The following is a 12,545-nucleotide window of genomic DNA, read 5'->3' on the forward strand; positions in this document are numbered from 1 at the left end:
GAGAAACGTTTTGTCATTCGGCTCACAAAAGTGGGACGAGTAAATAGAGTTGCCCTCACGAAAAATGTTCGTCCATAGGCAAAAAAAATGAATCCGCCACTAGAGCGGATTCATTAACGACATTCAGCTATATAGATGTAGGCTTCAGCGAACGCAACATCTGCTCGACGGCTTCAACTGCCTCTTCGGTAGATTGCGCAGCAATGACTGTCTTGTTCTCCGAGCTGTATCCCGACGAAGTGTGGGCATAACGCTGATCATAATAATAGACAAGCAGCAGCTCCACAGCACGGTCATACTTCTCTTCTTTCAAACACTGTTCGATCTCAGCCGCGATCGGAGTATGGATGCGCGGTTTGATTTGAAGGAAGGACTTCAAGCAAGCCTCTTGATGCTCCCAAGGACGATAATCCTCCAAAATATGCTGAACACGCGTTTCGAGCGGGACCTCCAGCCATATTTGATGCCCCGCCTCTTTCTTCTGCAGCAGCTGATCTGGGATGACGACTTTGCCAATCCGTTTACTCTCCGCCTCAAAAAGCAGATAAGAGGCTTGCTGAATGCCCACCAGCTCATCTACTAATAATGCATCGAATTTCTTCTGATTATGTGCCTTTACCCCAATATTACCGAACACGGAGCCGCGATGCCCAGCCAGCTCTTCGAAATTCAACACGGGATAGCCCCGTTCTTGCAATTGACGCAGAATTGCTGTTTTCCCACTGCCTGTGTTGCCATGCAGCACATATGCAGGAGGTAACACGTCAAGTTCATCAAGCGTTTGGACCACGCCTTGTCGAAAAGCGCGATAGCCGCCTTCCAACCGGCTAACATGAATGTCCATGAGAGACAAGACCGTTGCTGTAGTTTTGCTGCGCATGCCCCCTCTCCAGCAGAAGACAGCCTTTTTGCCGGGGATGAGGGAGAATTGTTTAATGAAAGAAGGAAGCTTGGCGGAAAAAATCTCAAGGCCTCGTTCTTTGGCCGCTTGGATGCTAACTTGCTTATATATCGTACCGATCTCTGCTCGTTCGTTATCGTCGAAGAAAGGGATATTCAAGCTGCCCGGAATGGTGGCATCCTCAAACTCGGAAGGCGACCTTACATCAATCGTTACCATATTCTTCTGCTCTCGCAGTGCAAGCAATTCTTGAAGTTTTAGGTCCTGAAACATATCGGCTTCCCCTTCTAATCTACAATAATATGTCCTGGTTTCTCGTCCGTGATTTCACCGATTATACTTGCTTCTACCCCAGCTTGCAGCAATTGCCGCAAGAGGGATTCCGCTTGCTCGCCTGCTATGGATATAAGCAGCCCACCAGAAGTAACCGCATCACATAGAATCCAGCGGCCGACCTGATCAAGCTCATCCGGGAACGTTACATCATGCTGAACGTGAACGAAGTTATTCTTCGTACCGCCAGGTACAAATCCGCTATCCGCCAGTTCTCGCACTCTCGGAAGCAGAGGAACATCGTTATGATGAAGCTTAACAGTCATCAGGCTGCCTTTAGCCAGCTCAAGAGCATGTCCGATTAGTCCGAATCCTGTCACGTCGGTACACGCATTTACCTGGTACGGCTCCATAACCTCTGCTGCTGTTTTGTTCAACGTGGCCATTACTTGGGTCAATCGTTTCGTCTCTTCGATCGATAGTTGATCTTTCTTAATCGAAGTGGTTAAGATGCCTACTCCAATGGGCTTTGTTAGAATTAAGCGATCTCCGGGCTTAGCTCCCGCATTGGTCCGTACCTTCTCCGGATGCACGAGACCTGTAACGGCAAGACCGAATTTAGGCTCTTTGTCATCGATGGAATGTCCACCGACCAGTGTTGCACCGGCTTCCTGTACTTTATCAGCAGCGCCACGCAAAATTTCGGAGAGAATGCTTTTGTCTAGCGTAGAGATCGGAAATGCGACGATATTTAATACTGTTAAAGGTTTACCGCCCATCGCATAAATATCGCTGATTGCGTTCGCCGCGGCAATTTGTCCAAAATCGTACGGGTCATCCACAATCGGGGTGAAGAAATCGAGCGTTTGCACCAGTGCCAGTTCATTGCTTAAACGGTATACACCGGCATCGTCACTCGTATCTAATCCAACCAGCAAATTGGGATTAGGCTCAGCAGCCGGAAGATTGCGCAGCACCTCCGACAGATCGGCCGGCCCTATTTTGCAACCGCAGCCACCCTTACTGGACAGTGATGTTAATTTGATATTCTCGAAGTTATTCATAGTGTCGTCACGTCCCTTTCTTCGCATAACCTAAATCGTACTCGCCATAGGCCCAAAATGCAATATTGATAAAATAAAAGCAAGAGCGATCGAATCGCTCTTGCTTTATCAGTGACTATGAATTGTGATCCAACTTGTACGTATAAGCCCGCATAGCGACGACTATCGCCATCTCGCGTGTAACCGAATCGGCCGGGTTAAAGCGGTTATCCGATCCCTGCATGATCTGCAGCGCGCTAACGGTCTGAACGTCGGCTTGCGCCCACTTCGATACTTGATCCCGATCTTGAAGCGGTACGGATGAGGAAGTCTGCTTAAGTTTTAAGGCCCGCACCACAATGGCTGCCATTTGCTCTCTCGTAATCGTCTCATTCGGATTAAATCGATTCTCGAAGCCCATAATGATCCTCGAGTTGTAGGCCGTATTAATATAGGCTGCAAACCATTTGTTCTGCGGTACATCAGTGAACTGGCTTGTTGCACCGGATGTCACCTTCAATCCGAGTACCTCCACCATGAGCTTGGCAAACTCAGCTCTTGTAATCTTCGTTTTCGGATTCAGCTTGCCTGATGTGCCTTGAACGAAGCCTTTGCTCGTAGCCGCTTCGATGGCGCTGGTTGCCCATGCTGCAATTTGCTTCGCATCCGAATATTGTTTGCTCAGATCCACTTTCACGCTACCGCTTGAATCCGAGTCTGCAACGGTGTACGTGACGAATGCGGTGAAATGGTTTGTCTTGATTACCAGATCATTGCCTGCTACGAAAGCATAAGTGATTTGCTTACGATCTTTCGTTGCTTTAACGCCTTGCTCCTCGGCATCGTAGTTCGTAATCGGCGTAAACTTCCCATTGTCAATATAACCGGCTGCTTGACCTTTACCATTCTTGATTACAATCGTGACCGGACGATCGAAGACGGTGGACTGCTTCTCGCCGCCCAGCCCGATTACATGACTAAGAGCCGTTAGCTTCTTATTCTCGCTTGCGAGACTGTCTTTCACAAGCTTCATCACGCCGAAATCATCCGCAGGGTATTTCGATAACAATTCAAACTTCGCGTTACCGGATTGGATGGCCGTTCCTATGTCCATGGTGAATGTAATGTCCCCTCTCTCCGCAAGGATCGAAGGAATGCTGCTGCGCACCTCGTTCAAGTCCAAATACACTTTGGAAGTGTTATCCGGCATATGAATGACGACTTTACCCTTTTCTTTCATAGCCTGCGTAATGGAGATGCTTTGATCTTGCTGATTATTCGCTGGCACTTCGATAACTGTTGTGTCATCCGACAAATCCGGCCACTGGCTGGTTGGTGCCCCCAAGTCTTTACCGAGATTGGTCGTATATCTCCATTCCACTTTGTCGTCGTCTTTGAGCGTATAGCTGCTAGAGCCGTAACCAGGGTAATTGCCGTTTACGTTATACATCCAGCCGCTGTTTGGACCATGATCGAATTCCCCGTCACCGTCGATCGCTTGTACATAGACACTTCCGAACGAAGCATAATATTTGGATTTATAGCCGATTCCTTTCGCGTCAAGCGATCGCTTGAGCACGCTCCATGCGGTATCGCCCGGCTGCAAGTCAATACTTGTGTTTTGCAGCACATACCCTTTATTAATCGTGAGTTTATCAACGGATAACGTCGCATGAGGTGTTGGTACTGACGGAATTGTCACTGCTTTGGTCGTATAGGCCACATAGTCAGTAAAATGCTTCGTCTTCACAATCAGATCATCGCCGCTGTCGAACGCATACTCTTCTTTCCCGCTAGCCAGTCCCTCGGCATCGTTCGCGAATCGCTGGATCACATGAGGAGATCCATTCTCGATATAGGCAGCCTGGTTGCCCTTCAATCCTGCAAAAGTCAGAGTAAGAAACGAATCAAATTCGATTCTGCCGGCTCCACCACCGATTGTAATCGCTTCGCTCACATTCTCAAGAATTGAACCACTCGAGATCAAGGATTGAACGCGACTTACCAGTACGGAATCCGACTTATTCTTGGAGGTTAACAGTTCTATAGAAGAACCATCACCGTTAACGAGTTGCGTGCCTTGCGCTATGCTGAACGTTAGATTCCCCTTCTTCGCCTCTATGGCGGGGAGAGCGGTGGCAAGCGGCAAGTGCAACATCAACAACGACGGATTCTGTTCCGGAATCGTGATGGCAATTTGCTTCCTCGAATCCGAATCGGCAATGCCGATTATATACGGGCGATCATCCGAAGGAATCGTAATCGTTGGCTGATCTTCATTTGGTAGCTGCAGCTCAATCGGCGGTATACCGCTTCTCACTTCCAGCGGCATGGACTTATGTACGACATCAGGCCCGCTCTTAGGGACGTATTTAGATACGGAAACGGTGTAACTTCCAGCAGTCAACCCGTCAAATCGCGCCGTACCTTGCGCATTAGTCGTCTGCGTGGAAATCGTTTCACCCTCGTGGACGATATCGACGTTTACACCTTCTGCAGGAGCTGAAACCAGTTTAAAGGTGCTCCAATCCATAGTCATCTTATTGACTACGATGTCGAATGCACGATCTTCATTCAGCGATGTACCTGATTCTGGCAACATCTTAATGGTGTCTATCATCTCAGTGTTATCAGTTTTGTAATAAAATACAAGTTTATCCGCTGGCTTCAATGGAATCTCATCCATGGCTCCATCCGATGAAGTCAACCATGTGTTGCCTCTTTGGATTGAAAAACTCCAGCTTCCATAATCATCATCATAATGATTGTATGCAATATCGTTAATGGCAACAAACACCATGCCCCACATTGAAGTGATTCCCAGCTGAATGCTGCCAGTGGTTGACACCGACTTTAAAGCTTCCAAAGGCGTTGCTGCATTTACCGTTCCTTCGAAGAAGGCTTGATTAGGTTCCGGTCCTTCGACTCGGATCTTTACAGGTGCAGCCGGAATTAGCTCGAGTCCGGGCAATGTGCCGCTAAAGTCATATAGCCGCTCACCATGACCTTCCAAGAATAGCTTGTAAGCATCAAGTGCTTGAAGTGCTTGCTCCGTAGCCATGCCATTCGACATTGGCCAATCCATCGTATGAGTGAATGTACCGTCTTCCATTCGGAATTGCATGAGCTTGTCGATCAGTGTAATTCCGTTCTTGGTATAATCCGGACCGGTTGGGTCGACACCGTAAGCAGTTAAACCGATAATCGCCTGCGATACACTTTCGCTGGAATCGACGGTACTCCCCCAAGACGTAATGATGTAACCGCCATTCGGCGATTGTTTTACGGAAAGCCATTGTGTTAAATCTGAAATCAAATCCATACACTTAACCGTTGCATTGTCAGCGTAAGGCGCAAGAGCGATTAACGACATGGCCGTAAGATCCGGGTCGCTATCGTTGCCAACGCCGAGCGAGTATCCCCCGTCTTCGTTTTGGCGGGAGGCTATTTCGTCAATAAGAGTTTCTCTAGTCCATTTCGCGTCAGCCGGAACCTCATAGTGGCCTGAATCCATTGCAATCAATGCAAATATAGGGCCATTGATACCTTGGCTAATCATGTAGTCGCTTGTATAAAGCTTCTCGATCAAATTAAAGCCGGCGATATTCGTTGCATCTTGACCTGCAGCCGATAGAGCCATAATCGTACGTTCTAACTCGGTAACGCGATCGAATTCACCGCCGCTATACTTAACGCGGTTAACTAATGATTGTACATAGGTATCGGGTATCTTCTTACCCGCCTTTGTCAGTCCGATTGCCCCCCAATCGGAGCCAACTCCTGATGAGCTTTTCTGGAAGTAACTCGATGCAGCTTCGATTGTAGCTTCGAGATCGAAAGCCGCCTCAGCGCGAACGGTCTTCACCGGACCGAATCCGGCAGTGATCGACAATAACAACATAATGGATGAAACGATAATAGCTAATGATTGGAGTGCCTTTGAACGCATAGTCTTGCCTTCTCTCTAAGTATATTGTTGCATTCTATATCAACCATAACAAAAAATGCCCCTGATTCATGAAAGAATCAAGGGCTGCCCGCGTCGTCAACTACTAGGAAAGACAACAAAAAAAGCACCGCCTCCATCATCCGTAGAGTGTGTGAAATCCAATCAAGGCAGGTCTCCTGGCTATGCGTCAATGCCTCTCTATACCTTCCCAGCCTGACGGCCAGTGGCAATTCCCAGATCAGCTCTTCATTTACAGTGGCGGGACCGCGCCGGATTTTCACCGGTCTTCCCTATTAAGCAGCGCTTATGGACTAAGCGTGCGCCTTGACTAGTTCTATTCAATTGCTATTCATAATATAGAATGTTGCTGCTTTTGTCTATGATATTAGCGACTCGCCTTCTAAACCCATAGTAAAAAGCTATACCTTGACATAGTATTTTTGTGTTTTCCGATAGCAAGCTCTCCGCACTATAATAAGCTCAACACAAAGCGTAGGGAGAGATTGACATTGAAAACATCACTTATTGGCTATCCTAGAGTAGGATCATTACGAGAGCTGAAATTTGCTTCCGAGAAATATTTCAAAGGAGACATTACGATCGACGAGCTCCATCAGACCGGTGTGGACCTTCGAGCCAACCACTGGAGAAGACAGCAAGAGAATGGGATTGATTTTATACCTTCCAACGATTTCTCATTCTATGACGGCCTGCTTGATACGGCATGCTTGTTCAATATCATTCCGGAGCGCTATCAATCGCTGGGTCTTAGCCCGCTGGAAACGTATTTTGCTATGGCAAGGGGTTACCAAGGCGAGCAAGGCGACGTGAAAGCGCTGGCCATGAAAAAATGGTTCAACACGAACTACCACTATATGGTTCCTATCATTGACGATTCCACTGCGATTCAATTGGCCGGCACGAAGCTGTTCGATGAGTTCTTGGAGGCTAAACGGCTTCATATCCCAACGAAACCGGTATTAATCGGTGCTTTCACGCTGCTCAAGCTTGCCAAATATACCGGCGTCAAGCAAGCGGGCGACTTCATACAAGAAACAGCCGCGGCCTATGCGAACGTCCTACGGCAACTAAACGAACTTGGCGCCGAGTGGATTCAGATTGACGAGCCGGCACTGGTAACAGACCTAACCGGGGAGGATCTAGCCCTCTTCTCGAAGTTGTATGACCAAATTCTAGCTGCGAAAGGCAACGTCAAGGTTCTGATTCAAACCTACTTCGGTGATATTCGTGACTGTTATCAAGCCCTTCAAGCCCTCCCCTTCGATGGCATCGGAATTGACTTTGTTGAAGGCAAACAATCTCTGGAGCTCGTGCGCCAGAATGGATTCTCGGCTGATAAAGTCCTGTTCGCCGGTGTCGTAAACGGGAAGAATATTTGGAGGAACAACTATAAACACACACTTGCAACCGTGCAAGAGTTGAAAGGACTCGCGAAGCAGCTGGTGCTTAGCTCCTCTTGTTCGCTGCTGCACGTACCATACTCCTTGCAGAACGAAACAAAGCTGTCTGACCATCATAAACACTATTTCGCATTCGCTGAAGAGAAGCTTCGTGAATTTGCTGACCTTAAAGCGATTTTGGCGCATGCGAATCCATATGCAGCCGACCTTTACCTACAGAACGAAGAGCTCTTCAATGGCACTCGTTTCGCAGGTAACGAAGCTGTACAAACCAGAACGTCAGCGTTAACGGACGCTGACTTCACGAGACTGCCTGCTTTCGCCGAACGTGAAGCGATTCAGAATGACAAGTTCAAGCTGCCTCCGCTTCCTACGACTACCATCGGATCGTTCCCGCAGACAGCTGAAGTCAGAGCGAACCGCTTCTCTTTCAAGAAAGGCGCCATTACCGAAGAACAATACAAACAGTTCAATTTCGATAAGATTGCGGAATGTATTGCACTTCAAGAAGAGATTGGCTTGGACGTTCTGGTCCATGGCGAATATGAGCGTAACGATATGGTGGAATACTTCGGTGAGTGTTTAGACGGATTTATTTTCACAGAGAACGCTTGGGTTCAATCCTATGGTACAAGATGCGTCAAACCGCCAATCGTATGGGGAGATATCAGCCGTTCCAGACCGATGACTGTCGAGTATTCGGCGTATGCCAAGAGCTTAACGAGCAAACCGGTAAAAGGAATGTTGACCGGTCCGGTTACCATTCTCAACTGGTCCTTCCCTCGCGAAGATATTAGCTTGAAGGATAGTGCCCTTCAGATTGCGCTTGCAATCCGAGACGAGGTTCTCGATTTGGAAGCCAATCATATTGAAATCATTCAGATCGACGAAGCCGCGCTGAGAGAGAAGCTGCCTCTGCGCCAATCGGATTGGCAAGCAGAATACTTGAGCTGGGCCATCCCTGCTTTTCGCTTGGTGCATAGCGGCGTCCAGGCCGATACTCAAATTCATACCCATATGTGCTACAGCCAATTCAGCGATATCATCCGGGATATCGATGCCATGGATGCCGACGTCATTACGTTCGAAGCATCAAGGTCGGACCTTGCCATCATCGATGCCATCAATGCTTGCGGCTTCCGGACCGAAGTTGGACCAGGCGTTTACGATATCCACTCCCCTCGTATTCCATCCGTGGACGAGCTCAAGCAAGGACTCCATCGCATGCTGGACAAAATCGATGCTGCCAAACTGTGGGTCAATCCCGATTGCGGATTGAAGACGCGAGGCGTAACCGAAACATGGGAAAGTCTGCGACACTTGGTACAAGCTGCGAAAGAAGTCAGAGCAGCGTTGTAACTTTACTTGGATCAGAAAAGGATGAACTCAACTGAGTTCATCCTTTTGACTTAGAATGGCGTATCCGAAATCCGCGATGATGCTCTGCAGCTTCCCTACATAATCGGTGGCGAGCTGGCTCAGATTGGTTTTCTTATTCGTGATATAACCGATCTGCATCTTCTCGACTGTTCGCAGCCGCACCGATTTAATGTTTTCCCCGTTCAAGTCCTCGTTCAGAACTCCGGAACTGATCGTATAACCATTCAAACCGATCAGTAGATTGAATAAGGTCGCCCGGTCGCTCACCATAATTTTCTTCTTGTAGGACCTGGTACTTAGAATCTCCTCCGAGAAATGGAAAGAATTATACTCCCCCTGCTCGAAAGCAAGACAAGGGAATTCGTCCAGATCATCGATTTCTAACATCGTCTTATTGGCCAGCGGATGTTCCGTGCTTATAAAGACATGCGGTTCTGCTTCGAAGAGCGGATGGAATCGGAGTCCGCTTTCTTTCACTATTTTCTCGATAACCTTCCGGTTAAAGTCACTTAGATACAGGATGCCGATCTCGCTGCGCATGTTTCGTACGTCTTCGATAATTTCGTAAGTCCTGGTTTCACGCAACGTACATTCATATTCGTTCGTATTCAAATCTTTCAACAGGCTCACGAAAGCTTGAACGGCAAAAGCATAATGCTGCGTGGATATGGAGCATAGCTTCTTCGTGGGTTTCTTATCCATGTACCTCTGCTCAAGCAACTCAGCTTGCTCTACTACTTGCCTGGCGTAGGAGAGAAATTCAGCTCCTTCGTTGGAAAGCGCAATACCCTTCGAGGTCCGCAAAAAGATGTCCAAGCCGATCTCCTGCTCCAATTCTTTAACTGCACTGGACAAGCTGGGCTGAGAGATAAAAAGCTGCTTGGCTGCCTCGCTAATGGAGCCGCAGCTTACGATGGCAAGAATATATTTTAACTGCTGTAAGGTCATGACTTTATAATGCCTTCGTCATATAAACACTGTATGGGTCTAGAATGTAATCCGAGAAAGGCTCGCACTCTTCGAAGCCGAGACTCTCATACAGCTTCATGGCGGGTTTGAACGATTCCAGCGATCCCGTTTCTAAACTTAGTCGTACATACCCGCGTTTCTTGGCTTCTTCGATCATATGTACAAGAAGTCGCTTCGCAACTCCTTTTCTTAAATGCTGCATCGAAGTACGCATCGACTTGATCTCCCCATGCCCCGCATCCAGCTCCTTAATGGCGCCGCAGCCGAGTAATTCATTCTCTTCCCAAGCACTCCAGAACGTGATTTCAGGCTGCTTCAATCCGTCAAGGTCGAGCGCATGCATGCTTTCCTCAGGAGATTGCGCGGCCATGCTGCGAACATGTTCCGCTATTAGCGCAATGATTTGATTTCCGGTTAAATCGTCGATTCTGATTTCCATAGGTCTACACTCCACTGTCTGTTGGATTTAATCCACCTATTATACTAGTCCGGCTAAGTGAAGTCGATATGTATTCAGCTCAATTACGATGATGGCTAGTTATTGCTTCCTTTCACCTGAATGATCAATTTCCCCTTTGCGTTACCGTCCCCGAGCTGCTTTAGTGCATCGGCTGTTTGGCTTAAAAGGTATTTCCGATCAATAACGGGAGTAATTTGGCCCGTCTCATAGAGCTTCCTGATGATATCTTGATCATCTCTGCTTGTTTTGTGCAATAAGAGTTTCATTCTCTTATTTCCGGTTCGTTTCACCCAGGCTCCGACAACCATAAGCTGAAGAATTCGAGGTGTCGAACCGCCAATCATGACATATGTTCCTGTAGGTGTTAATGCGCGTTTGTAGTCAAACATGGAGCGAAAGCCTGCAACATCCAGAATCAGATCATAACGCTGACCATTACTTGTAAAATCTTCAGACGTATAATCAATGACCTTATCTGCGCCTATGGAACGTAACAGCTCCAATTTACTGCCGTGGTCTACAGCTGTCACCTCTGCGCCGTATGACTTGGCAATCTGAAGCGCGAACGTCCCCACTCCTCCACCGGCACCATTAATGAGTATCTTGTGCCCTTTCTGCAGCTCACCTTTTATTCGAAGAGCCTGTAAAGCGAGTACAGCTGCTTGCGGTATGGCTGCGGCTTCCTCGAATGACATGCCTCCCGGCTTCAACGATAACGCAGTCTCCCGCGCACATACATATTCAGCAAAACCGCCCCAGTGACAACCCGAAAGATCTCCGAACACTTCATCCCCTGCTCGCAGCTGCTTTACATCCTTACCGACTGCTGCTACCCGCCCTGCGATGTCAGCTCCGAGAATAGGGAATCTAGGTCCCCGAAGCCCGCCAAGTCGAACCAGATATGGAACTCCTCTTAGCAAGTCCCAATCCCATGAATTCACGGATGCCGCATGTATCTGAATAAGGACTTCATTGTCCTTGGGAGTAGGTATAGGCACCTCCTGAAGTGAAAGAACTTCTGTATTCCCGTATGATGTGTACACGATTGCTTTCATCATCATCATGATCACCTCCGTCCAAGGATGGGTTCGAACTTACAGAAATTCATCTTCTAAAATAGAATATTGGTAGGAGTCATGCCACTTTCCTTTATGCCGCATATGTTCTCTCAAATGACCTTCGAATTTCATTCCGATTCGTTGCAACACCGTTGAAGAACCTACGTTATCCGGGCGACAGGTTGCATACATGCGATGAAGTCCATGCTCTCGAAAACCTAACTGCAGTAAGGCAGCAGCCGCTTCAGTTGCATAACCATTGCCCCAGAATGCGCGATTGAAGCAATAACCCAATTCCGCTTGTAGAGGGTTCCCGATGTGAAGGCCACAGCCGCCGATCAATTCCCCGCTTTCCTTCAATACAACAGCAAACTCGTAATCCAGGCGCGGCTGCTGGTTCTGCATTTCAATGACACTTTGGAGGTAGTTCTGTGTGTCTTCAATGGTATTCGGCCCCCAAATCGTATGGGTACAGACCAAAGGATCTGAGGCATACGCATGAACAGCTTCCAAATCGGAAGCCTTAAATTCTCTTATGATTAATCGATTTGTTTCCATCATGTCGTTAAGCCTCCTACGGGTTAGTTTACATAACTATATATATGTAATCTTAAATACATAATTATTCTGTTTACAAACCTTGATATATGCATAAATATTCAATGTCTTGTTATGGATCTCTATTCTTTAAATTGATCATAACAAATAATGGGATAGTCGGGTATCCCAACTATCCCAGCTACTTCGGCAAGCTAATCTCGCTTTCCTTTCTTCCGTCGACGGAAAGAAATTCCGCCAAAACCACAAATGACAGCGATATAGAATCCGGCATCGTACCACCAGCCTGTGTTGAGAGCTTCATAGACTCGAATATGGGGCTTGAAGATACCAATAATGAGCGAGATCGGCGCGATCCAGCCATGCCAGATTCCCCAGAAAAAACCTGCGGGATGGGCTACATTATTCGTTCCATCTCCGGGTACACACCCCGACAGTGCAAGAACAGTTACGAACATCATCCCAGTAAGGAGTACATATTTAGCTTTCATGTCCCTTCCGCCTTTCTAAAACATGTCATACATCGGTGAATA

9 protein-coding genes and 1 riboswitch are annotated in these 12,545 nt (G+C 47.6%); of the genes, 1 reads left to right on the forward strand and 8 read right to left on the reverse strand.

Annotated features, from left to right (window positions below):
• Positions 1-127: 127 nt before the first annotated feature.
• From mnmH to AC0YN4_RS04275, 3 genes are all read right to left on the reverse strand, one after another.
• Positions 128-1,174, reverse strand: coding sequence for a tRNA 2-selenouridine(34) synthase MnmH (gene mnmH / locus AC0YN4_RS04265; RefSeq protein WP_475835238.1), 1,047 nt, complete (start codon positions 1,172-1,174; stop codon positions 128-130).
• A 14-nt stretch (positions 1,175-1,188) separates the two neighbouring features.
• Positions 1,189-2,238, reverse strand: coding sequence for a selenide, water dikinase SelD (gene selD, locus AC0YN4_RS04270; protein WP_475835239.1), 1,050 nt, complete (start codon positions 2,236-2,238; stop codon positions 1,189-1,191).
• Positions 2,239-2,353: 115 nt separating this feature from the next.
• Entirely contained in the window at positions 2,354-6,166 is a 3,813-nt protein-coding gene (locus tag AC0YN4_RS04275; RefSeq protein WP_475835240.1) for an S-layer homology domain-containing protein, read from the reverse strand.
• Positions 6,167-6,315: 149 nt separating this feature from the next.
• A riboswitch (cobalamin riboswitch) is annotated at positions 6,316-6,508 on the reverse strand.
• A 167-nt stretch (positions 6,509-6,675) separates the two neighbouring features.
• Here AC0YN4_RS04275 and metE point away from each other — a divergent pair.
• Entirely contained in the window at positions 6,676-8,946 is a 2,271-nt protein-coding gene (gene metE / locus AC0YN4_RS04280) for a 5-methyltetrahydropteroyltriglutamate--homocysteine S-methyltransferase (RefSeq protein ID WP_475779897.1), read from the forward strand.
• 27 nt (positions 8,947-8,973) lie between these two features.
• On the opposite strand, the gene AC0YN4_RS04285 is transcribed toward metE, so the two are convergent.
• The 5 genes from AC0YN4_RS04285 to AC0YN4_RS04305 all read right to left on the reverse strand — a co-directional run bounded on the left by AC0YN4_RS04285 (position 8,974) and on the right by AC0YN4_RS04305 (position 12,503).
• Positions 8,974-9,915, reverse strand: a complete 942-nt coding sequence (locus tag AC0YN4_RS04285; RefSeq protein ID WP_475835241.1) for a LysR family transcriptional regulator — start codon at positions 9,913-9,915, stop codon at positions 8,974-8,976.
• Between the two features lie 4 nt (positions 9,916-9,919).
• Positions 9,920-10,375: a GNAT family N-acetyltransferase gene (locus AC0YN4_RS04290; RefSeq protein WP_475779895.1), complete on the reverse strand. Its 456-nt coding sequence runs from the start codon at positions 10,373-10,375 to the stop codon at positions 9,920-9,922.
• A 95-nt stretch (positions 10,376-10,470) separates the two neighbouring features.
• Positions 10,471-11,460 (reverse strand): NAD(P)-dependent alcohol dehydrogenase, encoded by a 990-nt coding sequence (locus AC0YN4_RS04295; RefSeq protein WP_475835242.1) that lies wholly within the window; start codon positions 11,458-11,460, stop codon positions 10,471-10,473.
• Between the two features lie 30 nt (positions 11,461-11,490).
• Positions 11,491-12,015 carry a GNAT family N-acetyltransferase gene (locus AC0YN4_RS04300; RefSeq protein ID WP_475835243.1) on the reverse strand — a complete coding sequence of 175 codons (525 nt, stop codon included), beginning with the start codon at positions 12,013-12,015 and terminating at the stop codon, positions 11,491-11,493.
• Between the two features lie 191 nt (positions 12,016-12,206).
• Positions 12,207-12,503, reverse strand: coding sequence for a hypothetical protein (locus AC0YN4_RS04305; protein WP_475779892.1), 297 nt, complete (start codon positions 12,501-12,503; stop codon positions 12,207-12,209).
• Between the last annotated feature and the right edge of the window lie 42 nt (positions 12,504-12,545).

Source organism: Paenibacillus sp. J22R3 (assembly GCF_056269305.1).